This window comes from Roseivirga spongicola (assembly GCF_001592965.1).
GTDB classification, from domain to species: domain Bacteria; phylum Bacteroidota; class Bacteroidia; order Cytophagales; family Cyclobacteriaceae; genus Roseivirga; species Roseivirga spongicola.
On the sequence record NZ_LRPC01000001.1, the window covers coordinates 113,409 to 137,259 of the forward strand.

25 protein-coding genes are annotated in these 23,851 nt (G+C 39.7%); 9 read left to right on the forward strand and 16 right to left on the reverse strand.

The genetic code is table 11. From position 1 onward, the window contains the following. Positions 1–5: 5 nt before the first annotated feature. The 3 genes from xylA to AWW68_RS00485 form a co-directional block, all read right to left on the reverse strand. Entirely contained in the window at positions 6–1,331 is a 1,326-nt protein-coding gene (gene xylA / locus AWW68_RS00475) for a xylose isomerase (protein ID WP_068215464.1), read from the reverse strand. 11 nt (positions 1,332–1,342) lie between these two features. After that, a complete protein-coding gene (locus AWW68_RS00480; protein WP_068215466.1) occupies positions 1,343–2,824 on the reverse strand; it encodes a xylulokinase in 1,482 nt (493 codons plus the stop codon). A gap of 174 nt (positions 2,825–2,998) precedes the next feature. Further along, the gene (locus AWW68_RS00485; protein WP_068215468.1) at positions 2,999–3,793 is read right to left on the reverse strand and encodes a pentapeptide repeat-containing protein; all 795 of its coding nucleotides are present in this window, start codon (positions 3,791–3,793) and stop codon (positions 2,999–3,001) included. Between the two features lie 255 nt (positions 3,794–4,048). On the opposite strand from AWW68_RS00485, the gene AWW68_RS00490 reads away from it, so the two are divergent. Next, a complete protein-coding gene (locus tag AWW68_RS00490; RefSeq protein ID WP_068215469.1) occupies positions 4,049–4,426 on the forward strand; it encodes a hypothetical protein in 378 nt (125 codons plus the stop codon). 30 nt (positions 4,427–4,456) lie between these two features. Continuing rightward, on the forward strand, positions 4,457–4,720 hold the full coding sequence (locus AWW68_RS00495) for a hypothetical protein (protein ID WP_068215471.1): 264 nt from the start codon (positions 4,457–4,459) through the stop codon (positions 4,718–4,720). Here the strand turns inward: AWW68_RS00495 and coaE are convergent. The 7 genes from coaE to AWW68_RS00530 form a co-directional block, all read right to left on the reverse strand. Beyond that, complete coding sequence (gene coaE, locus AWW68_RS00500) at positions 4,694–5,308, reverse strand: dephospho-CoA kinase (RefSeq protein WP_068215472.1); 615 nt, start codon at positions 5,306–5,308, stop codon at positions 4,694–4,696. The two genes, AWW68_RS00495 and coaE, sit on opposite strands and share 27 nt — an antisense overlap. Then, a complete protein-coding gene (locus AWW68_RS00505) occupies positions 5,301–6,269 on the reverse strand; it encodes a YbbR-like domain-containing protein (protein ID WP_068215473.1) in 969 nt (322 codons plus the stop codon). The genes coaE and AWW68_RS00505 overlap by 8 nt, the downstream gene beginning before the upstream one ends. Before the next feature lie 2 nt (positions 6,270–6,271). Then, a complete protein-coding gene (gene yajC / locus AWW68_RS00510; RefSeq protein WP_068215474.1) occupies positions 6,272–6,592 on the reverse strand; it encodes a preprotein translocase subunit YajC in 321 nt (106 codons plus the stop codon). Positions 6,593–6,598: 6 nt separating this feature from the next. Then, entirely contained in the window at positions 6,599–7,129 is a 531-nt protein-coding gene (locus AWW68_RS00515; protein ID WP_068215475.1) for a DUF1573 domain-containing protein, read from the reverse strand. A gap of 11 nt (positions 7,130–7,140) precedes the next feature. Beyond that, positions 7,141–7,446, reverse strand: a complete 306-nt coding sequence (locus AWW68_RS00520; RefSeq protein ID WP_068215477.1) for a YtxH domain-containing protein — start codon at positions 7,444–7,446, stop codon at positions 7,141–7,143. Position 7,447: 1 nt separating this feature from the next. Further along, a complete protein-coding gene (gene nusB, locus AWW68_RS00525; protein ID WP_068215478.1) occupies positions 7,448–8,626 on the reverse strand; it encodes a transcription antitermination factor NusB in 1,179 nt (392 codons plus the stop codon). 63 nt (positions 8,627–8,689) lie between these two features. After that, a complete protein-coding gene (locus AWW68_RS00530; RefSeq protein ID WP_068218375.1) occupies positions 8,690–9,793 on the reverse strand; it encodes a Glu/Leu/Phe/Val family dehydrogenase in 1,104 nt (367 codons plus the stop codon). Positions 9,794–9,933: 140 nt separating this feature from the next. Between AWW68_RS00530 and AWW68_RS00535 the strand changes: the two genes are divergently transcribed. Beyond that, on the forward strand, positions 9,934–11,718 hold the full coding sequence (locus AWW68_RS00535) for an ABC transporter ATP-binding protein (protein ID WP_068215480.1): 1,785 nt from the start codon (positions 9,934–9,936) through the stop codon (positions 11,716–11,718). 74 nt (positions 11,719–11,792) lie between these two features. Here AWW68_RS00535 and AWW68_RS00540 read toward each other — a convergent pair whose 3' ends face one another. After that, positions 11,793–12,539 (reverse strand): class I SAM-dependent methyltransferase, encoded by a 747-nt coding sequence (locus AWW68_RS00540; RefSeq protein WP_221405958.1) that lies wholly within the window; start codon positions 12,537–12,539, stop codon positions 11,793–11,795. 226 nt (positions 12,540–12,765) lie between these two features. Between AWW68_RS00540 and AWW68_RS00545 the strand changes: the two genes are divergently transcribed. From AWW68_RS00545 to AWW68_RS00570, 6 genes are all read left to right on the forward strand, one after another. Next, the gene (locus tag AWW68_RS00545) at positions 12,766–15,246 is read left to right on the forward strand and encodes a DUF5916 domain-containing protein (RefSeq protein ID WP_068215482.1); all 2,481 of its coding nucleotides are present in this window, start codon (positions 12,766–12,768) and stop codon (positions 15,244–15,246) included. Between the two features lie 18 nt (positions 15,247–15,264). After that, on the forward strand, positions 15,265–15,864 hold the full coding sequence (locus AWW68_RS00550) for an acyl carrier protein phosphodiesterase (RefSeq protein ID WP_068215484.1): 600 nt from the start codon (positions 15,265–15,267) through the stop codon (positions 15,862–15,864). Beyond that, positions 15,861–16,301, forward strand: a complete 441-nt coding sequence (locus AWW68_RS00555; RefSeq protein ID WP_068215486.1) for a hypothetical protein — start codon at positions 15,861–15,863, stop codon at positions 16,299–16,301. The genes AWW68_RS00550 and AWW68_RS00555 overlap by 4 nt, the downstream gene beginning before the upstream one ends. Further along, complete coding sequence (crcB, locus tag AWW68_RS00560; protein ID WP_068215488.1) at positions 16,298–16,672, forward strand: fluoride efflux transporter CrcB; 375 nt, start codon at positions 16,298–16,300, stop codon at positions 16,670–16,672. Before AWW68_RS00555 ends, crcB begins: the two co-directional genes overlap by 4 nt. Positions 16,673–16,777: 105 nt before the next feature. Next, positions 16,778–16,999, forward strand: a complete 222-nt coding sequence (locus AWW68_RS00565; RefSeq protein ID WP_068215489.1) for a DUF433 domain-containing protein — start codon at positions 16,778–16,780, stop codon at positions 16,997–16,999. Continuing rightward, on the forward strand, positions 16,996–17,334 hold the full coding sequence (locus AWW68_RS00570; protein ID WP_068215493.1) for a DUF5615 family PIN-like protein: 339 nt from the start codon (positions 16,996–16,998) through the stop codon (positions 17,332–17,334). The genes AWW68_RS00565 and AWW68_RS00570 overlap by 4 nt, the downstream gene beginning before the upstream one ends. Here the strand turns inward: AWW68_RS00570 and AWW68_RS00575 are convergent. The 5 genes from AWW68_RS00575 to AWW68_RS00600 all read right to left on the reverse strand — a co-directional run bounded on the left by AWW68_RS00575 (position 17,331) and on the right by AWW68_RS00600 (position 23,640). Further along, positions 17,331–18,383, reverse strand: a complete 1,053-nt coding sequence (locus tag AWW68_RS00575) for a M42 family metallopeptidase (RefSeq protein ID WP_068215495.1) — start codon at positions 18,381–18,383, stop codon at positions 17,331–17,333. The two genes, AWW68_RS00570 and AWW68_RS00575, sit on opposite strands and share 4 nt — an antisense overlap. Positions 18,384–18,616: 233 nt before the next feature. Beyond that, positions 18,617–19,171, reverse strand: coding sequence for a hypothetical protein (locus AWW68_RS00585; protein ID WP_068215499.1), 555 nt, complete (start codon positions 19,169–19,171; stop codon positions 18,617–18,619). Positions 19,172–19,296: 125 nt separating this feature from the next. After that, positions 19,297–19,890 carry a hypothetical protein gene (locus AWW68_RS00590; RefSeq protein ID WP_068215501.1) on the reverse strand — a complete coding sequence of 198 codons (594 nt, stop codon included), beginning with the start codon at positions 19,888–19,890 and terminating at the stop codon, positions 19,297–19,299. 154 nt (positions 19,891–20,044) lie between these two features. Next, entirely contained in the window at positions 20,045–20,878 is an 834-nt protein-coding gene (locus tag AWW68_RS00595) for a fimbrial biogenesis chaperone (RefSeq protein WP_157717460.1), read from the reverse strand. 17 nt (positions 20,879–20,895) lie between these two features. Continuing rightward, positions 20,896–23,640: an MSCRAMM family protein gene (locus AWW68_RS00600; protein WP_157717461.1), complete on the reverse strand. Its 2,745-nt coding sequence runs from the start codon at positions 23,638–23,640 to the stop codon at positions 20,896–20,898. Positions 23,641–23,851 lie beyond the last annotated feature (211 nt).

Below are 23,851 nucleotides of genomic sequence, written 5' to 3' on the forward strand. Positions count from 1 at the left end.
TTCCCTTAAATGTATTGATTAATTATATTTTCATATAGCTCCTGCTGACCACTTCTGGCAGGAATGTTCTGATTGGCCGAAGCATGACTTACCAAATCTTCTAGCGTAAGCTTTCCTGCTTCAAAATCTTTACCCGTCCCTGAATCGAACGAAGCATATCGATCAGCTCTCATTTTCTTGTAAGGTGATTTTTCCAAGACAGCATCTGCGGTGAGCAGGGCTCTGGCAAAAGCATCCATTCCACCAATATGTGCATGAAAAATGTCTATTAGTTCGGTAGAGTTTCTTCTGATTTTAGCATCGAAATTGACACCTCCTCCTTGAAAGCCTCCGGCTTGAAGAATAACTAACATGGCCTGTGTAAGCTCATACACATCTACAGGAAATTGGTCTGTATCCCACCCATTTTGATAATCTCCTCTGTTAGCATCAATGCTTCCAAGTAGTCCATTATCTGCAGCCACTTGAAGCTCATGTTCAAAGGTGTGCTGAGCAAGCGTAGCATGATTCACCTCAATATTTAACTTAAAATCGCTCAACAAATCATATTTAGTCAGGAAACCTAAAACTGTGGCTGCATCAAAGTCATACTGGTGTTTAGATGGCTCCATAGGCTTAGGCTCAATGAAGAAAGTCCCTTTAAAACCCTGCTTTCTGGCGTAATCTTTTGCCATATGTAAAAAGCGCGCCATATGGTCTTGCTCTCTACCCATATCAGTATTTAAAAGAGACATATAACCTTCTCTTCCACCCCAGAACACATAATTTTCTCCGTCCAATTTAATAGTAGCATCTAGCGCATTCTTTACTTGTGCGCCAGCGATAGCTACCACATCAAAATCAGGATTAGTGGCCGCACCATTCATATATCTGGGATGGCTAAAACAGTTAGCTGTACCCCAAAGCAATTTTACTCCTGAAGCCTTCTGTTTTTCTAGTGCATAATCAGTAATCAACTCTAGTCTCTTAGTAGACTCTGCGTAATTTGATCCTTCGGCAATTAGATCAAAGTCGTGAAAGCAATAGAATGGAGCACCAATTTTGGTGATAAACTCAAAGGCAGCATCCATTTTATCTTTGGCCTGCTGCAATGGATCTGTATTCTGAAGCCATGGAAAGTTTTGGGTAGGTGCTCCGAAAGGGTCTCCTCCTACGCCAGTAAATGTGTGCCAATAAGAAATAGCAAACCTGAAGTGCTCCTTCATGGTTTTTCCTGCTACCACTTTATTTTCATCATAGTATTTGAAGGCCAAAGGATTATCTGACTCCCTTCCCTCAAACTGAATCTTGTCAATTCCTTTGAAATATTCCGCGTTTCCTATCAAAGTCATTTTCTAGAAGTTTAGTTGATATATTCGTTTAAGTCTCTTTTCCAGAGATGGTAAGCTTCTAAATACTCTTGCTCGTTTGCAATAGGTTCATAAACCCCACACTGCTTGTCTGTTTGTACAGATTCTTCTAATGATGAAAAGTCACCAAACGCTGTTGCAGCAGCTCTTGCTGCACCAACAGCACCAGTAGTTTCCATTATTTTGATAGAAGTTCCTGTTAGTGTCGAAATAGTATTTGAGAATAAGCTAGACTGAAAAAGATTATCATTTCCTGCTTTAATAGAAGATAATGCTACGCCATCTTCTTTCAATATTTCTAGGCCATACACAAAGCTAAAGGCTATCCCTTCAAGAGATGCTCTGAGCAAATGTTGCTTTGTGTGCAAATTAAAATTGAGATTAAGCACTCTTGCTCCTCGGTTTTCATTGTAAAGCATTCTTTCAGCACCGTTGCCAAAAGGCAGAATTCTTAAGCCTTCTGAGCCAATACCAATAGACTCAGCCATTGCGTTTAGCTCCTGATAAGAGCTATTTGCCGCAACTTGTTTACGCATCCAACTATACTGAATTCCTGTACCATTAATGCACAGCATTTTACCAATTCTCTTTTCAGCTTTGCTATGATTGACGTGTGCAAAGCAATTGATTCTTTCGCCTTCCCTGGTAGTAGCTTGGTCAGTAATAGCATATACAACTCCTGATGTGCCTCCCGTAGCGGCAATTTCGCCAGGCTGCATTACATTGAGTGCCATTGCATTGTTTGGCTGATCACCAGCTCTATACATTACAGGAATACCCATAGGGAGCCCCGTGGCTTTAGCCGCTTGTTCGCTAAGTTTACCTTGGTCTGAAAAAGTATCTACAAGCTCTGGAATTAAACTCCTGTCAATGCCGGCAACATCTAATAGCCAATTGGCAGGCACTTCTTCCTTAAAGTCCCACACAATACCTTCACTCAGCCCTGAAATAGTAGTAGAACAAGTACCTGTTAACTTTAATGCTATAAAGTCTCCAGGCAACATGAATTTATGCACCCGCTCGAATACCTCTGGTTCATTATCTTTAACCCACTTCAGTTTAGAAAGCGTGAAATTTCCGGGAGAATTCAAAAGACGATTAATGCACTTTTCTTCCCCACAGGATTGAAGCAGCTCATGACCTGTTTTAACCGCCCGACTATCACACCAAATGATTGAAGGCCGTAAAACTTCCATTTGCTTATCTACCAAAACCAAACCATGCATCTGGTAAGAAATACCTACTCCTTTAATAGATGTACCGCTGACCTCTGACTCGTTCAGTAATTTCTTTGTAGCCTGACATAGGTTGAACCACCAAGACTCAGGGTCTTGTTCTGCCCAACCATTTTTTGGCGAATGGATAACCATTTCCTGTTCGGGATATTGAACAGTCTTATGAACTTTACCCGTGCCAGCATCTACGAGAGCTGCCTTGATAGAGGAGCTACCAATGTCGTATCCTATCCAGAACATGTTGCGCGTTTCAGTATTTTGGAATAGCTATTCATCAAATATAGGATGATTATCCATCAGTCCATGGATAAATATCCGAATGGCAAGATACTCGAGCAGATTGCAAAGCTACATTTTGAGTTCTTGATTAGGCTCTAATAAAGAATAGCGGAATTGGTATAGCGACAAAAGTAATTAACCAGCTATACGAGCGTAATTGCGATGCTGAAGTGGCTGTTCGTAATTCTTAATGTTTCTAAAGCTATTGAAAACACCTGACTGCCTTAGCTCCAAAACCCTATCTGAATTTACAATGCACACAGAGGCCGAATCTACATCTATCGGCTGTAGGCCTTGAAAATGAACATTGGCATTATTTCCATTGCAATTAGAAAACAATACTAGATTGGCGTTATAGCCATCAATTTCGAAAGAAGAAAACTGCCCAATGGTACCAACATGAAGAATCTCCGACCTGTTGTTTTTTAAGGTCATCTGATCAAACCTCTCTGGGCATATATATATAGTAGACTTAAAACTGTTTTTTGAAGATTGACCATTATTCTCTATCAGTGCCGTAAGAATATTGTTTTCACAAGCTACTTCAAAAGCTTCAAAAGCGGGGTTACCTGTTATTTCTATATGGTTGATATCAGATGCTCCAATATGAAATTTTTGAACCTGAACTGAATTTACCAAGCTAATCTTCTGGGTATGACACTTCTCTACATCCACATCTTTCAACTGGCAGCCAGAAAAGGTTAAACGGTTGAGCCTAGAACCCTTGAAGGAAATATCACCAAGGAACTTACAGTTTCTAAATTCAACCTGATCGAATTGGCAATTGCGAAAGGTCAGCGCATGAGGAAATACCATATCTTCAAGCACCACCACACCAGACACCTTAATAGCATATTGAGTAATCCTGAATTCAAGATCTTCCCCTTTCAATATTCTAATAAGCTGTTTATAACCGGTTGACCTAAGCATTGATATCACTCCTCTATAACTACAAATGCATAGATAGTTACGGATTAAAATTTTCTCAATACCTAAAACTTGGTATTTATTGCAACCGATTTCATGAGCACTGCAAACTCACCGCTCGTAAAAGTGTTTAAACTTTCTTCAAATTAAGCATGTATATACTTGATTTTGTGCGCGTTAAATCTTTCTTTCGTGAGAGTTGCTTTTAAAGTAGCCGCCTGTAAAATTTATTTGACTCATTTTAATCTGACTGACTTAATGAAGACAACTCATGCTTTGTCACATGTACTTGATTATAACCTGACCGATAAAAACCTATTGGATGAAATCAAGCAGTGGATTGATTCCAATATGTTAGTGATGGATCAGAAGTACATATGGAAAGTAGGAATTGCCACGAGTGAAGACATAGTAAAAGTTGCAGGCAAGGTTAGAAACGATTATGAATGCAAACACTTCAAGTATTGGAGAACCGATTCCTTCAAGCATTCGATGGGTTTAGTAATGAAGCTCACTAAGTATCCGTTTATATTCAAATCTACCCTAAACGAATATTGTGGAAAGGGCGCTTACATTTTCACTTACAAAGCACCTTGCCCTCCTAAAAACCTCTTTTATCATACACTACACTTCTAAGCCTCTACAGTTTTCCTTATCTTCGATTGCATGAATAAGGGGCTTAATCATTTCTTCCAACTACCACTCTCTGAACAGATTCAGACTCTTTACAGAAATGGCACCTTTCAGTTGGCCATTCGTTACTACGGGTATAAAGTAAACCTTTACTTAATGGAAGATCAGCTCATTGAGGTCTTCTACAATCACAAACTAGATAAAATAGAGACCATTCAACCGTTGGACTACGGCCATTCAAGAATGAAATTCTATGCAGATCAAATCAGCCTAAGCTCTCTTAGAAGAAAAGTCTAATAAAGACTGATGAATTTTGAGTACTTGGGGTATTAAGAGTTCCTCGCCAGAGTTTTGGATTAAAAAGTCGCTCAATTTCTTTCTTTGATTATCTGAAACCTGCTTTCCCATAATGTTCTCTACCTGCTCTTTACCTCGCTGTTCATCGCGGAGAAGCACCCTTTCCATCCTAACTTCTTTTGAAGCTAGTACACAAACATTCTTATCCAACTTCTGATAAATGCCTGTTTCATAAAGCAGTGCTGCTTCTTTAAGCAAATAAGGATGGCCTAAGTTCTGACTAATCCAATATTCGAAGTCTCTCCCTACAGCAGGGTGCACCAGTGCATTCAGCACTTCTAATCGCTCTTTATTGGGAAAAACCTCCGCAGCCAAATACTCTCGATTTAAAGATCCGTCATCGAAATAACTTTCTGAGCCAAACTCAGCCTTAATAGAGTCAATCAGCTGGGTATCTTCTACCATTAGCCTTTTGCCTTGATTATCTGAATTATATACAGGCACTCCCAATAACTGAAACAAATGGCTGCATATTGATTTCCCTGAGCCAATACCTCCGGTAATCCCTACTAAAACAGGTTTACTCATTCTTCTTTACTTTAACCGTTTTAGGGAATACACGAACCTCTCGAAACTCTTTATTTAGCACCTGAAATTCTATTGCAATGGTTGAATCTGCTTCCATCTGACGGAAATTAGCAAAAACCCGAACCCCTGTGGTATCGGCTACATCGAAACTAGTTTCTGGAACTTTGTAATAAACCTGAGCTCTAGTGGGTAATAACTCCCAGTTATTAGGGAAGTTTCTCTTTTCTAAAGGAATAGAGACATCTATAGAAAGTAACTGTACCACCAAGAAGCTAGCCTCCACTGAACTCAAAGAAGTAGACACTAGCTCTGGTAATTCTGGCAAATTCACAGAACGTTGAAAATCTTCTGACACATCGCTTATCTCTTCTTGAATGAATAAAGTATCTCCTAAGTCATTAAGCATAGATTCTGGCCCAGTAAGCTCAACTGTTGGAGGAGACAGCTCTACCTTAGATGCCATAACCAAATCTTCATCTAACGAGATTTGAGCAGTATCATATGCCAGTACAACTTCTCTGGTAACCTTTCTTTCTATTTGAAATTTGATACTATCTTGAAGGAAGTAATTGATGACAATAGGCTCCAAGTTAGGTGCAATTTCAGGACGTATACTAGAAGCCAAAACGTAACTGCTCTCGCTTGGTCTTTCTACCCTAACCTCTAACGCATTCATTTTTAACCCAAAATAACGGGCCATTAGATCCCAACCTCCGCCTGTAACTTCAACAGGAATTTTTGTAGGTAGTGGTGCTGTAGCCACGTAACTATCCTCATCAAACTCTATTGATATCGGATAATTAATGCGAGTAACATAGTCGCTCTTATTGAGCGCATTAAAAAACCAAAAGGTGGTAGATATGAAAACACATATCAATACCACCTTCAATCTTTCGTCTTTCTTACTTGGTGTATTGAAAGACCTTTTAAGTTTTTCTAGTATTTCTTCAGCCTTGCTCAAGACTATGCCTTCTCATTGGCCCTTTTACTAGCTTCTAATGAAATGGAAGACTTCTCAAACGTAAGCTTCACTCCTTTATCTACCTCCACTGTTACAGTATCGTCAGTAAGAGCAAACACTTTTCCGTGCATACCACCAATGGTTACTACACTGTCTCCCTTTTTAATCTCATTGATAAAGTTCTTCTGATCCTTCTGCTTTTTCTGTTGCGGACGAATCATGAAGAAATAGAATACAAGAGCAATTCCACCAAATAAAACCAACTGCTGCACCCAACCCCCACCTTGTGGTGTCTGTGACTGTACAAGTATGCTATAAATCATTAAAAATTATGGTTGAGGTACTGCGTTGGTTTGAACAAAACCTCTTAAGCTTAACCTTACTTGCTTAGGATTTGTGTTGGCCACTACAGTAATTACAGGGCTCTGCTGACCCGACTTACCTTTACTATCGAACCTAACAACAATTTCACCAGTTCCCCCTGGAGGTACAGGCTCTTTAGTGTGGTTAGGAACGGTACATCCACATGAAGCAGAAGTACTCTGGATTCTTAAATCTTCAGTTCCATTGTTTGTGAATTTGAAAGTGTAATTCACAACTTCTCCTTGGGCAATAGTACCAAAGTTATGTACTGTAGATTCCCACTGAAATGAAGCGTTTGAAGTTAAGTTGCTTTCAACTGCTTGAGATGAAGCTGTAGTTGATGGAGTAGAAACAGTTCCTCTGGCTACGTTTCCATTTTCCAATTGGTTAACTCTTCTTTCTAGGTTAGCCAATCTTTTGTCCATTTCTGCATTACCACAACCAGAAAGCATTAATACAAATGCTACCAAGCTTAGAATAGAAATTTTAGTTTTCATCTTATAAAAGTTTATGCTTTTTCACCTGATTTAATTTGGCCTATTAGGTCATCTACGTCAGTCAACAACTGCTCAGCTTTCTTTCTGGCATCAGTTACCACCTTTTGGCTTTCTTCTTTTGCCATAGATGAAACCTCGATTTTACCATTCACTAAGTCTTCTAATAAATCTTCGAGTTGTTTTTTATACTTATCTAACTGATAGCTAAGCTTATCTCTCGTATTCGACCCTTTGTCTGGAGCGTACAAAATACCTATAACGGCACCTGTTGCTGCACCAAGAACAAACGCCAATAAATTGCTAGAACCTCTGTTCATATTACTTATTATCTATGAGTCCTCTTCCTGTCTTTTTAAGTTCCCCTTTCTCTTTCAGCTCTGCCGAAATAACATCTAGAATACCATTAACGAATTGTTTACTCTTTGGGGTACTATAATTCTTTGAGAGCTCAATATACTCATTAATGGTGACCTTAACAGGGATATTCCTGAAATTCAACATCTCTGCAATGGCCATTTTCAGTATAATCTGATCGGTATTTGCCAACCTATCTACTTCCCAGTTTTTGGTTTTGGCAGCTATCATCTGCGAAAACTCTTTATCACTTTCTACAGTGCTGTCGAGTATCTTTTCGAAGAAGTCTTTGTCTTCGTCCCAGTTGTTGGAGAAGTCTGGAAGCTCAAAATCTTTATGATCAGAGTCTGCCTCAACATCTCTGATAGATCTTGCTGCCAAACTCCTTACAATTGGTTTGTTTTCCTTCCAATGAATGTCTTTCTCCTCAAAGAAAGAAAGAATAACCTCTGTCTTGAAAATCAGATCTTTCACCAAGTACTCTACCAACTCCTTATCCTCTTCAAATGAAGGGTTAGCAATTCTACGGTAAGCACTAAAGGTCTCGTCTTTCTTAACTACCTCTTTGTACCAATTTTTATAATTATCTTCTTCCTCTTCCCAGCTAATATTCTTTTTAACCATGGCTACTTGAACCTTGGAGCTTTTTCTGAAGAAGTCTATAACTCTGTTTTTGGATAGATTGAAATCTCCGCTTAGCAATCTTTCTGGAGAAAGCTTTTGCTTTTTGTCTGCTTCAATTTTGCTTTGGTCGGACCAAGTGATAACAAGGCCAATCACCCAAAGAAAATAATCTATCAAAGACTCCGCATCTAGGAACATGTCCTTCTTGAGTCTTTCAAGATCTTTTTTAGAATTCTCAATATAATTCTTGTAGGCAAGTGCTGCAGCGGCCTCCACTTTAGGAGAAACCTCTTCTGAATCTTTAAGAGGAGCTCCATTCACCCTATGATTAAGGATGCTTTTGGCCTGCTTGCTATCTGCCTTTAATTGAACCTTGTCTTGTGGCTCCATTGAATTAAGATCGGGCTGAAAAGCCTCTTCAATTTCGGCCAGTCCGATATTAAAATTTGCCTCTTTGCACTGACTGAGTGCGAACAAGGTCTGCATTACTTTTACTCTAAGAGATCTCCGGTTGAGCATTTCAAGGTGTCTGAATGTTAAAATAAACAGCAGTGAGTGGTTTTTCCAACCACTCACTGTTATTTAAATGGAAAGTTTTACGTTTCCGACATCAGCGATGCGTTTTTCTGCAATTTTCATTGCCGCTTGCTGAGTTGGAACTCCCTCTTCTTCAGAAACTCTGAAGATGTTGAGAGTTGTATCATATATTTTTTCGGTCCAACTATACGCTTGTGGCTTATTGTAACTTCCCTTCAGCTCCGAAGAGATGTTAATAATTCCACCCGCATTGATTACAAAGTCAGGCGCATATACCATACCTTTTTCAACCAACATTTTTCCATGAATATTTTCATCTTTTAACTGGTTGTTGGCAGCTCCTGCAATCACCTGAGCCTTTATTCTATTCAATGTATCATCATTGATGGTGGCTCCCATAGCGCATGGCGCATAAATATCTACATCTAAATCGTAGATTTCATCCATACCTACTACTGTAGCGCCATGATCTTTAGACACTTTGGCTAGTCTTTCTTCATTAATATCTGTAATGAACACCTGAGCATTTTCTTTAGCCAAGTATTCTACCAAGTGCATTCCTACTTGGCCCACTCCTTGAACAGAGATTTTCTTACCTGTTAAAGAGTCTGAACCAAATGCCTTTTTAGCTGCGGCCTTCATACCCATGTAAACACCATATGCTGTAACAGGAGAAGGGTCTCCACTTCCGCCTATTTCTACTGGCAAACCTGTAACATGCTTAGTTTCCATACCAATATACTCCATGTCATTGGTACTCATGTTCATGTCTTCTGCCGTGATGTATTTACCATTCAGGTTATTTACAAACTTTCCGAACCTTCTCAAGAAAGCTTCATTCTTAAGCTTCTTAGGGTCGCCAATAATCACAGCCTTACCTCCTCCAAGGTTAAGACCCGATACCGCTGCCTTGTAAGTCATTCCTCTAGAAAGCCTCAATACATCTATCACAGCCTCTTCTTCAGATGCGTAATTCCAGAACCTTGTTCCTCCCAAAGCTGGTCCTAAAACGGTATTGTGAACACCAATGATAGCCTTCAATCCAGTAGCTTCATCGTTACAGAACACTAATTGTTCGTGCCCTAAACTAGCTGCCTCTTTGAAAATTGAGACACTTCGGACTTGCTCCTCGGCCTTAATTTCTTCCATTACATTCATAACATAGTTTACTTTATATTTGCCGCGGCTACGGTTTTTAGCCACAGCCGCAAAAGTAACCAAAAGATTAACATCTTCTAAGGATATTGATTCGAGGCAACCTTTAACGGAACACTGCTGTTAAGAATATCGTGAAAGAACTCAGACACCTTAATAAGTACCTTTACAAATACAAGCACCTACTCATTCTGGGCTTTATTTTTCTGGTTATCTCCAACTATTTTGGAGTTTGGCCTGCCAAAGTGGTGCGCTACGCCATTGACTATGTTACCGATAGCTACAGAGTTTATCGATTATACGAAGGCACAAGCTTAAGTGAATCTGTCTTTGAAAGGCTAGAAGTTGGTGTTCTCATTCTGGGAGCCATTATGATATTGATGGCATTTTTAAGGGGATTCTTTCTGTTTTTAGTTCGCCAGACCATTATTGTAATGAGTAGAAAGGTAGAATATGATCTGAAAAATGAGATTTTCGAACAATATCAAAACCTTCCGCTGAGCTTCTACAGAAAGAACAATACGGGCGACTTGATGAACAGAATTTCTGAAGACGTAAGTCAGGTAAGAATGTACTTAGGCCCAGGAATCATGTACGGCATTAACCTATTGGTGTTGTTCCCCATGGTTATTTATGAAATGTTGAAGGTAAATGTAGAGCTAACCATATATGCTTTACTTCCACTGCCTATACTTTCACTCAGTATCTATTTTGTAAATAATGTAATCAACAAAAGATCTGAAAAAATTCAAGAGAGCTTGTCTGATCTTTCAACATACGTTCAGGAAGCATTCTCGGGCATAAGAGTATTAAAAGCCTTTGTTCGTGAAAAAGACTCTGCCGAAAAGTTTACTACCGAAAGTGAAAAGTACAAATACAGATCATTAAGGCTCACCTTTGTGAACTCGCTGTTCTTTCCTCTAATAATGGCGCTAATAGGACTAAGCATTCTCTTAACCATATATGTAGGCGGTAGCCAAGTGATAAAAGGAGAAATCACCTATGGAAACATTGCCGAATTTGTGATTTACGTAAACATGCTCACTTGGCCTGTGACTGCCCTAGGATGGATAACCAGTATTAACCAAAGAGCGGCAGCCTCTCAAAAAAGAATCAATCAGTTCTTAAAAGAAAAGAATCACATTGAGAGCACTCAGAACTTAGAAAGAGACTTAAAAGGAGATGTAGCCTTCAACAATGTATCTTTCGACTATCCTGATTCTGGCATTAGAGCATTAGATGGAATCTCCTTTAGTGTAAAGGCTGGAGAATCAATTGCCATTATTGGAACTACTGGGTCGGGCAAGAGCACAATAGCCAACCTAATGTTAAGGCTGTATGACACAACATCTGGCTCTATTACAGTAGATGGAGAAGACATTAAGGCCTTCGATATTTCAAGCATGAGAAGTCAGATGGGTTATGTACCGCAAGAAGTCTTCTTATTCTCAGACACTATACAGAACAACATTGCTTTTGGAAGTGACAACATTAGTTTGGCAGATGTGGAACAAGCCGCCAAAGATGCAGACCTCTATGACAACATAACTGATTTCCCTAAGGGGCTACAAACCATTTTGGGAGAAAGAGGGATAACACTTTCTGGCGGACAAAAGCAACGAGCCTCCATAGCCAGAGCTATTGTTAGAAATCCAAAGGTGCTTATTCTAGATGATGCACTTTCTGCAGTAGACACAAATACCGAAAACACTATTCTGAATAGCTTATCTAGAATAATGAAGGGCAGAACAACGGTAATTATTTCCCATCGTGTTTCCTCTGCTAAGCTTGCCGATAAAATTATCGTTTTAGATGAAGGTAAAATCATTGAGCATGGCACCAATGAATCCTTATTAGCTAAAGGAGGGGTGTACAAAGAGCTTTACGAAAAACAGTTAAAGCAAGAGGAGAACGCCTAAGCAGAACACCTCCACAGGATTTTTAACACACTGTAAAATAGATATTTAGCGATTTCACTAAATGAATGAAATCGCTATTTCTTTATTAATCTAGCTAAATACTGGTCGTTATCTTGGTGAAGTATATAGGTATGCCAGCCCAACTTATCGGCTTTATCAACTAACGTATTTTGGTCTAAATAGAGCCAATCAAACCACTCTCCCTTTTCTCCTTTATATTCATACTGAAAGCTTACCTCACCATAATATCTATCCGATGGTTTTTGAGCATTTTCATAGAGATAAGAAATATCGCTACTATCTAAAATAACCTGTCCCTCTTCGGAGAGCAGCTCTTCAGCTTTATTTAGGAAAGACTCAAGCCTATCTAACTTCCCTATAAAACCTAGTCCATTCATCAAACAGAGCAACGTATCGAACTTCTGATTTTCTAGTTCAAAAAAATCTTGATGCAATACATTCTTAAGACCGGACTCTTTCATTACTGACACCGCATGAGCAGCTGTATCAATAGCTGTTACCTCATTATCAAAATGCTGAAGCACCAAAGAATGGCAGCCCGTACCAGCCCCAACATCCAAAATTCTACCTTCACAAACCGAAAGCGCCATTTTTTCTAAGTCTGGCATTTCCTCATAAGATCTAAAAAAATACCACAAAGGCATTTCTTCTGGGTCTCCATAAGAAGTATTGAGCCATAAACCATCTTCTGTTTTTCCAGCGTAAAAATCTGCCAGAGCTTTGCTGTAAACGTCCATCATAAATATTGGGCAAAAGTATTGATTTTTTCCTTGCTCTTCAGCCCAAACAATATTCGGCACTAAATAAAAGAGTCCAGTGATAAGAAAAGGAAAAGTACAATTTGCAATCGATTCAACTGAATTAAGCAACTCACATCTGCTAAATCTTAATTATCAGTATAACAGACACTTACATGAACGGCAACCATTCAAACCGTAAATTGACCGATTTGGATAAATGTAATTCTGTGCGCAATCAACAAATACGTTTTTTGCCTGTTACTTGATAGGATGCGCTGAACGAAAAATGAAAAAACTACTAATACTAATTGCTGTTTGTCTAAGTGTTTTAGAGGCCACTGCCCAGCAGGTAAAAAAGACCTTTGAAGCGGTAAGAACGACCGACAACATTAAAATAGACGGGGTATTTGATGAGGCTGCATGGGCCGAAGCTCCGATACTTGGAGACTTTATTCAAAGAAGACCAAACCCTGGCCAGCCTTCTGAAAGAAAAACAGAAGTAAGATTGCTTTACGATGATGAAGCTCTTTACATAGCAGCTAAAATATATGAGGAGCGCGACCAAGTCTTCAACCTCCTAACCAATAGAGACAACATCGGTAACTCAGACTATTTTGGGGTAACCATAGACCCCTTTCAGGCAGGACTTAACGGTGTGGGTTTATTTGTAACCGTTGCTGGTGTACAATATGATGCACTTTACTCTAACGGTGGAAATGAAAGAGTCTGGGGAAATGATAATGACTGGAATGCCGTTTGGCTTTCGAATACCCAAATTAATGACGACCACTGGACAGCTGAGTTCAAAATACCTTATGCAGTTCTTCGATTCAACTCAGATGAAATCCAGCAATGGGGAATTAATTTCATGAGAAAATCTACCTTCTTAAATGAAGACTCATTTTGGAACCCTATCGACCCTCAGATTGATGGCTACCTAAATCAAGCTGGTTCAGTTACTAACCTTAAGAACATAGAAACTCCAACTCGTCTATTCTTTTATCCATATGTATCTACAGTGTTCAGCAGAACTTCTGAAACAGGTTTTGTAGACCCACAACTAAATGGTGGAATGGATATTAAGTACGGCATTAATGATGCATTCACTCTAGATGCTACATTGATTCCAGACTTTAGCGGTGTAAGATCAGACAACCAAGTACTGAACCTTTCTCCCTTCGAAGTACGCTTCAATGAAAACCGCCAGTTCTTCACAGAGGGAGTAGAGCTCTTCAACAAGGCGGGGCTATTCTATTCTAGAAGAATAGGAAGTACCTTTCGTAACATCACGGAAAAGATTGACGATAACGAATCAATTATTAGTCGTCCTCAAGCAGCACAACTAATCAATGCCTCGAAAATTACAGGTCGAACAAATGGTGGACTAGGTATTGGCTTCTTCAATGCCATTTCAGACAGAACCTATGTTACGGTTGAAAATAATGAGACTGGCGAAACTAGAGAAGTTGAAGCCGACCCACTTACCAACTTTAATGTGATTGTTCTAGACCAGAACCTTAAGAACAACTCTAGTGTAACGCTGACTAATACTAACGTAATGAGAGGCAAAAATGCTGATGATGCGAATGTAACTGGCGTGAACCTTAACCTTAATGACAAAACACTTACATGGAGGCTTAGAGGTTTCTATGCCTATAGTCATATTAATTCTTACGGGTTAGAAACCGGTGCAACCTCCAGCAAAACTGGCTATAAATACAACCTACAGTTCTCAAAGACAAGAGGCAACTTTCAATTCAACATAAGCAGAAACCTAGAGACAGACGATTATGACATTAATGACCTAGGTTTTTTAAGAAGAGCGAATAGACTAGAACATAATGCCAGGCTTTCTTACACTCAATTTGAGCCAAAAGGGGCTTTCAATAATTATAGCTACAGCTTAAGGTTTGAACATAACAGGCTATATAACCCAAGTCAGTTTGCCGAATTCCAAATAAGCAGTGGTTTCAATGGTACGTTTAAAAACTTCTGGAGCGTGTCTTTAGATGCTAATACTACCCCAACTACTTCTTATGATTTCTTTGAAGCAAGACAAGAGGGCTATGTATTTGAAAGACCAGAGAGCTTTTCAGTAGGAGGCAGATTGAGCACAGACAGTCGTAAAAATGTACGGATCTCTACCAGATATAGATACTGGAACCGTCCAGACTGGAACCAAACAGATCAATTCGGAAATATTTCAGGCAGAGTAAGAATTGGAACAAGAGCAGAGATAGACCACAACATAGAATTCTCTAACCGTGCTAATGAAAGAGGTTACGTAACTCGTTTATACGATAATAGTGGCAATCTTGAAAATGTAGTCATTGGTGTAAGAGATGTTAGGAACTTAACCAACACACTTTCTTCTAGCTATATTTTCACCAACAGAATGGGCCTAACCTTCCGCTTGAGACACTATTGGAGCCGAGTGGAGTATAACGACTTCTTAGAAATCACGGAAGATGATGAACTTAGAGACATTGAGTATACTGGAATTGATGCCACAACAGGAGATCCTTTGCACAACAGAAACTTCAATCAGTTTAATATAGATATGGAGTATAATTGGCAGTTTCTTCCAGGAAGTGAAATTCGAGTAATCTGGAAGAGAGCCATTGGCACAGACGACCTAAACACTCATTTAGATTTCTTCAATAATTTCAGCAATACATTTTCAGCATCAAACTTTGATACAATAACTGTAAGAATGGTGTACTTTGTTGACTATCTTAAGATCAGGAACGTGTTCCGAAAATCTTAATCAACAAAAGACTCAGATATTAATTTTTTAGCTCACCTCTATTTATCAGACAACCATAAAGAACTCACCGTAGGCAACTTTATGGGTGACTTTGTTAAAGGCAGTCAGTTAGACTATCTACCTGAATTGGTAGCCAAAGGGGTGATTCTTCACAGAGAAATAGATAGCTATACGGATAGCCACCCCATAGTACTTAAAAGCAAAGACAAGCTTCGCGAAAAATACAGGCATTATGCTGGGGTAATTGTAGACATGTACTACGATCATTTTCTGGCTATCAACTTCAATAAATATCACTCTCTTAAGCTGAATGAGTTTGCTCAACAGAAGTATGCGCTTCTGCAAAACCACTGGGACTTAATTCCTCCACGTGGCCAGAACATGCTCCCCTACATGATTAGGGGAGACTGGTTGACGAATTACGCCAAAAAGGAAGGTCTTCACAGAGCGCTTACTGGACTATCGAGAAGGACCAAATTCAAGTCTAACCTTGAAATGGCCATTCAAGACTTAGTGGCTCACTACGATGAGTTCGAAGCAGAGTTTAAGCAGTTCTTTGATGAAATTCAGCCGCATATTTCCCAATTCAGGGAAGATTTAATTATTTCGAAGCTATGATTATCTCGCGCCCTAAACGCCAAACCATTTTCGCCTTAATAACCAGCACACTTATCTGCGGAATGGGCTCCGTTTATTTAATGCGTCATGTACTAGAAGAACCAGCCACATGGAAGTACATTGTGCTTGGCGTTCTACTATTAGGTACATCTGTCTTACTTTACAAACTGCTATTCAACTATAAAGTATTAAAGATCAGTCACGATCAGGTCCATGTTTATTATCCTTTCAGATTCTATAAGTCGGTTCAGGGTATTAAAGAACTTGGAGCCTGGCAAGAAGTAATTATCGAAACCAACAAGACTCAGTTCAAAGAGTTGAAGCTTGTTTTCAAGAACAAAGGCTTTGTGAAAATCACTAACCAAGAAAACAGTGATTACGATAAAGTGTATAAATACATTAAGAAGAAAGCGCCTAAATTAGAGGTAAAAGAATGATCAAGAATGTGCTTTTAGTGGCTCTTGGCGGTGGACTTGGCAGCGCTTTAAGGTTTCTCGTTCAAGAAGCACTTCATAAGCAAATTCTCAACTTTTCTCCTTACGGCACTTTTGCAGTTAACATGCTTGGCTGTTTTCTTATTGGCCTATTTATGGGCTGGGCTCAGGGCGAAAAGTACCTGACCGAAAGCACCAATCTACTCCTTATCTCAGGCTTTTGCGGTGGCTTTACCACCTTCTCTACTTTCGCCATGCAAGGCAACAACCTACTACTTGAGCAAAAACCAATACAAGCTATTCTCTACATCGGACTAAGTGTAATGGTAGGAATGGGATTAGCTTATTTGGGCTTGAAGTTGGGGAAATCTTAATGACTCCAATTATACTGATCCAACTCCTACAGGCAGGCAACCTAACAGCAAGGTTATCTATACTTTATATTAACTTCTAAGATTAGATTTCGTATTTTCACTAACATGAACTATCAAGAGTTTTTAGAAATCAGAGCAGATAAGCGATTTGGTAAACCCACTATAAAGGGCACTCGAATATCGGTTTATGATGTACTCAACTGGTTATCCAATGGAATGAGCCGAGAAGACATCAAGTCTGATTTTGAAGAGATCAGTGACAAAATGATAGATGCATGTCTGGCTTACGCTGCAGATAAAGAAAGAAGACTGATCTCGGTTAAGTGAAGCTCCTTTTTGATCAAAACATATCACCAAAAATCCTTAAGAAACTCCCTAACGATTTCTCGGAATGCACTCAAGTAAGATTTGTAGGATTGGAAGATTCATCAGACTTAAAAATCTTTGAACATGCAAAAAGAAATGGTTTTGCTGTAGTTACATTCGATTCGGATTTTGTGGACTTGAATGCTCTTTATGGGACACCTCCCAAAGTCATTTATCTGAATACAGGAAACCTCACCACTCAGAATATATCTGAACTTATCCTGAATAATTTACTTACTATCCAACATTACTTGAACTCAACTACAGACGATATTCTTGAGTTGATTAAAAACTAATGACTCCAATCATACCCATCCAACTCCTGTAGACAAGCAATCAGTAGATCAATAGCTCCTTGAATATCATCTTTATCGGCCATTTCTATTACTTGGTGCAAGTGGCGTGTTGGAATAGAAATAGCGCCTGAAATGGCTCCATCTTTGCCCATTCTTTGAACCCCCGCAGTGTCTGTACCACCTGCAGTAAGAATCTCCGGCTGCCATTGAATATTTCTCTTATCCGCTGTCTTCTTCATAAAATCTACCATGCGGTAATCGCAAATAGTAGAAGCATCCATGATCTTCACTGCTACACCTTCACCTAATTTGGTCACCATTTCATGAGGCTGAGCTCCTGGCAAGTCGAAAGCAATGGTGGTATCTAGACCAAAACCGAAATCAGGATTAATACTGTGAGCAGAAACATTTGCCCCTCTTATTCCCACTTCTTCCTGAACAGTGAATACACCATAAACATCGTAAGGCTGATCTTGAAGGTTCTTCAGTGCCTCAATGAGTATGAAGACAGAAACCCTATTATCTATAGACTTACAGTTCACACAATTACCCATTTCAATTAGCTCTCTCTCGCGAGTTATTGGATCGCCAATAGAAATAACAGCCTCTACCTCTTCTTTAGACATTCCAAGGTCTATGAAGTAGTCTGAGGTCTTCGCTACCTTTTGGCGCTCTTCTTGGCTCATTACGTGAATGGGCTTACTACCCATTACACCTATTACATCTTCTTTACCGTGAATGATCACTCGTTGAGCGGTTAGGGTTTTCGGGTCGAAGCCACCTAGCGTATGGAATCGTACGAAGCCTTTATCATCGATATGGGTCACAATAAAGCCAATCTCATCCATGTGTGCGGCCACCATGGCTTTCTTTCCTTCAGGGTTGTTATTACCTCTTTTAATGGTAATTACATTACCCAGATTATCGACACGAAGTTCATCTACATGATCTTTCACTTCCTGAATCACCAAATCACGAACACGTTTTTCATAACCCGGAGCACCGGCAACTTCACAGATTCGTTTTAACAAAGAGATATTAATGGCCATAGTTTTAATGCAATTAAGTTCTATTCAACAAATTCGAACCATAAAGTTGAAAGCAGCAACCCTTCTATTCCCTAAAGGGGGCAATTCAATAGGCTTGGGTTTCCCTTTAGGGTTAGGGTTGAAACCTATAGCAATGAAAACAACTTTATGGTTTAAATACAATCCAGAGATTTTTCTTCCTTCTAGATTTATGGCCGAATATAAAGCTTGTAAAAGGTGTTTGAAAGAGGGAACTACAAATCTTCAGCTATAGTGAAGACTACAGTCAGAGAATAGACACCTGGCTGATAGCCCATTCCAGGGGTTAGTTTGTAATCAATTCTAAATCGGTGGGTGAAAGGATTATTAGAGCCATCACCAGGGGCATTGGTTCCTACACCCGAATTAACCAGTGCATCATCGGCTCCAGAACCAATGAGGTAAACCGGGTTAGATACATCCCTGAGTTGAAAGAAGTTATTTTGTTGTGAGGTTCCGCCAGGGCTTACCGCTCTTATTTCCAAAATAGAAACCGGTACGGTTGAAGAACCTGCGCTTGAATAAGCCGTGAGTAGATCCCACTGACCTGGGGTGGTAGTTTGAGCACCAACGTAAAGGTCCCACTCAGCAGAAGACTCAACTCTAAACTCTGTGGCATTTGGCCTAATAACACCATTGGTATATTGGCGTATTGTGGTAAAGGTAAAGTCTAAGTCAGTACCTCTTGTAATAGAAATGTCCAATGACTGGGCAAAACAATAAGAGGCAAAAAGGTGAAAGACAGTAAGAAGGAGCAACCTTCTGATCATATGCGAAATTAAGCAATATAAATATATAAAAAGGGATAACATTTGATGCTATCCCTTTTACCAATCAACATAAATCGAACTAACTTATTTACTACGTCTTAGTAAATCTGTATTTCTTAAAATTCTTAAAGGTCTTCAGCTAGCGTGTAAATCACGTTCAAACCGTAGTAACCAGCCTGATATTGTGCAGTCAAAGTAGGGATAATTCTGTAGTCTACTCTGAAGAAGTGAGAATCAGGAGTTGTAAGGTAAGAACCAGCAGCAACACCGTCACCAGCAGCAACAGTACCTACAATATCCAATCTTGTATCAGTAAGAGCAGTAAAGTTTGGAAGAGCAGAAGTACCTGCACCATCAATTACTCTTACTTCTAACAAAGTAGAAGGAACTGTAGAAGTACCAGCACTTGAGAATGCTTGCAACTGAGCCCAGTTAGCAGTCTCAGCCTGAACGTAAAGATCCCAAGGCACAGTAGACTCTACTCTTAGTTCAGTTACGTTTGGCTTAATGATACCATTTACATAGCTAGGAATAGTGTTGAAAGTGAATTCAACGTTAGGGTCTGTAGCCAATGTTAGATCCAACACACCTTGAAGATCCATAGCTACATAAACGAATTCGTTATCGTCTGGTAAAACTTGTGCGTTTGCACTGTTCGATAAAACTAGGGCAAGAACTGCCGCTACGGCAAACGCCTTAATGTTTAGTAATCTTTTCATGAGTATTAATGTTTAGGTTAAAAGTTTAGACATGTGAATATATGGACTTATATTCATATATACAAATATCACTTAGAAATTTCTCAGTTTTTTCGTCTCCTTTTTTAGTGAGTAGTATTGAAAACTGCCATATGAGAAATTCAAGTGCGCCCATCTATTCTTTACTTTTTTCTTTAATTTCTATTTCTATTTCCGCAGCCGCCACTTCATCCCTATTTCCATAATCCAACACACCCAGAACAGAATATTTGCCCGGTGGATAATCTTTAGGAATTAAAAAGGTGACATCGCGATTACTAGCAGGTAACACGGTAAAGTTTCTCGGTTTAAGACGGCTAATCTCGCCTGTTTGCAGATTGGTAAACTCAGCGTAAGAATTACATTTCAAGAATGTTTCTCCTACATTTCTAAGCCTAAGTATCAGCTGATCTTCGTCTTGCTTGAAGTCTATCAACTCTCCTTTTGCATATACAGCATTGGGAGGCGTTTGGAAAACATAAACGCCAAAACGATACGCCTGATTTAAATTTACAATTAGACCATCACCAGTTTCTTGCTGCCCTTGTCTCTCTTCGCTAAGCCTAATATAGGCTACAGCCCAGCGAGCCATTAAAGCAGTAGAATCTTGGGGAACATCCATCACAACTCTAATTTGTTGCGACTCTCCCGGATCTAATTCAAATAAAGCCGGTGTGGCACTTAACCAATCTGCACAAGATCGAGCCATCTCTCCTTTAGAAAGGAATTTACTCTTACCTGCACGTGAAGCATCAAAGTCTCCAAAGTCTACCGTAAAGGTTTGTCTACGTTCGGCATTGTTCGTCACCGTAATCAGTCCAGTCGAGGACCCACCCGGGCTTACCTTGTAGTTCAACCGTGTTGGCGAAGTGGAGATTTTCTGACCGAAAGCATCAAAAAATGATAGGAACATCAGCAGTACAATTACTGCTGCCCCCCTCGTTCGATTGTGTTGATAATTAATTTTCATTCTTATGTTGATCGTTATTACTTATTATCGTTGTTGTTATCAAACTTCTTGATATTCAGCTGCCTTCTCTTTTCAATCAGGTAGAAAGCCAACTGGTAGTTTCCTCCTAAATTATTTACATCTAAGGTGTAAGACGACTGGGCAAACTCAAACTGACTATCTATAGCCTGCTCATTTACTCTTATGGTGTAAGTACCGAAAGGAACATAGAGCCTGAACTGACCAGAGAGATCTGTCAAGCTGGTATAAGTTTCTCCACTACCATCAGTAGCCGTTACACGAATACCATTCAGCTTCATCCCTCCTTCTCCTAAAGCTGAATATTGTGCCTTCTGCAGTAGTATATTTCCAACAATCTGCACGCCTCTCTTCAGCGGGATATAAACTGCTTGGTCAGAGTTCATGTCAACCTCAATGCCCTTAGACTTAAACCAGCCTTCAGCATTGGTTAACAATTCATTTTCTACCAAGTACTTGCCTTCCGGAAGGTTTCTGAAGTAAACCACACCTTCCTCGTTTGTCATCAGCGCCTGCCCATTCACTCTAACAATTACATTTTTCTCAAACTCCTCTCCCTGATCTCTCTTATTGTTTCCATTCAAGTCTTTAAAGACCACCACCTCCAAGTCGTGCGACTTCTTACCAGGCTTTTTAATGTTGAACTGCTTTTTAAGCCCTAAGCGCAGAAACGCATTGCTCTGGTTGAAAGGGTTGAACGCTTGAGTACCAAACTCATTGACACTAGCCAACGGACTCTCCCCTTGTTTTATACTGAAGTATTCTACCGTCATGTTAAACTCAAGACCATTCTTAGAGAAGTAGGTAACTTGAGGAGACATATTCATTCTCCACCTAGCCAGAACCGACTCGTATGCCATTGTTACCATAGGCCGAACCGATACACGAGCCTTAGTGAAATTAAGCTGGGCAAAAGCGCTGAGGAATAAAGATTGAGGATTAATGCCATCTTCTACCACCCTCAGATTGTCTAATACATTAAAAGGGCCGTAATAATATCTTGCAGAAAGATTCAGGTTCTTGTAGCGTAAAGTGTTTTCCCATCTCGCCACCATGTAGGGCTTGTTCTCATAATCTAGCGCTTTAGTAAAGCCCGAAAAGAACCTAGTATAAAGCTTGGCCTCTTGCGTTTTATTGGTAGCAAAGCTCAGCCCCATACCTGTTGTTGTGGTTCTTAGATCTAATACTTCATCGTACTGAAAGCGAGGATAAAGCACAAAATTTCCATTTTCTGTAGACCAACCAAATTGTCCTTCAAAAGAATTTCTGGCAAAATAACGTCTCGGAAAAAGTATCCCTTTACTATATATCTCAGGGTTTCGGCTGTTCATATTCACCCTTAATCCTAAGAATTTACTATCAGTTAAATTGTATCGTGCATTGGTGTTAAAGTCCGTTGAACCTCTAAACTGTGAAGAGTAGTTTGGCGAATTATATCGGCCTTGAGCAGAAATACTTACCCCTTGAATTCTGCCAGTATAGCGGGCTGTGGCACCAAAACCTGGGGTCTTAAAGGCATCTCCACTCACTGGCTGATGATCTTCCATGGAGTACCCCAGCTTAACATCTAAAATACTTTGGTTTGGCAACCTGTAATTAGCTCTGAAGGTAGCTAAGTTTCTATTTACCTGATTGAACTCATCGTCTTGGTTTACTATCTCTGCTGTAGCATTTAGGCCTTGCATAACTCTATAGCGAACCGAACCTCCAATACTGCTCAAGTCATTGTTTACATTGCCATTTTGCGGCCTGGTTACATAGATGGCAGAAACTCCCAGTTTATCGAAGTAATAAGAGCCTTTAACACCAGTACCATTGAGTAACAACTCCATATTCTGGCCAATATCTCCTGCCGATACGGCATACTTTGGTGTTCTGTATTCTGCAAAGCGATAGGAGCCCAAAAACTGCGTACCAGCAATGCTATTACTAGAAATTATAGTCTGATAGTAATAGCGAAGGAAGCGATCTTCTCCAAGATCGGCCTCCCCGCTGAGATCTAGACTGAAATTTGTAAATTGAGACAAAACATTGTATGTGTTAAACTCTACGTTGATGGGAATGCTAGATTCGCCATACTCAGACTTAAACTTGTGCTCTTGTTCTAGCCTTTTAAAATCTACTCTTCCTCCCCAGCTAGCCCTTTGTCCAGCTACATCTTTAACTTGAATATTTACTTTGTATTCGGATTGATTTGTTTCTTCTGAATCAATAGCCCCTGCAGTAAAGAAATTTTCCTTCTTAGCCTCTTCGTCAAGCTGAGCGGTAAAAGTTAGCGTAGTATCTATATCTACGGGAAGCTTAAGAGGCAATGCATTGTCTGCAAATGGATTGCCTTGATTGTCTAAAATTTTGACCTTCACATTCGGGTTGAACAAAACCACAACGTCTTCGGCCGAATTCCCATCATTTCTCAACTTAAGCTGAAATTGAGCCTCCTTTTTGTCTGCCGGAAAATAAACTTCCGATTTAACCAGCGAAGCGTACCACCTAGACACCTTAACCACTTGCATAGACCATGGAGTTGAAGCCAACGGAACTCCATTTCCTGTTAAGGCAGTAGCATTAATAAAATAATTGACATTTCCTGTTGCCGATTTCTCTGGCACTACTCTTATGGGAATAAAGAGGCTATCGTTATTGGCCACATTGTACATTCTATCTTCTGCACGAACTCTAGACCAATTGGGAGGAGTAGCTATTTCTATCTTAAAGACCGATCTGCGACCTGTGCGATTAACCACCTTCAGAACGTTGGAGGCAACCTCATCTACAGAACCACTAGTTTGGGATTTGATAAATTGGAGAGTGAGCCCACTCGCTGCAATTTCTTGCGCCTGAATTTTAGCTTGAGCAAATATCAGACAAAGAAGTATACAGCTAGCGCTAACCATAAAGGAGAATGACCTCCTATGTCTGGGGCTACACGTAGTCAAAATAAGTTAGTTCTTCTGG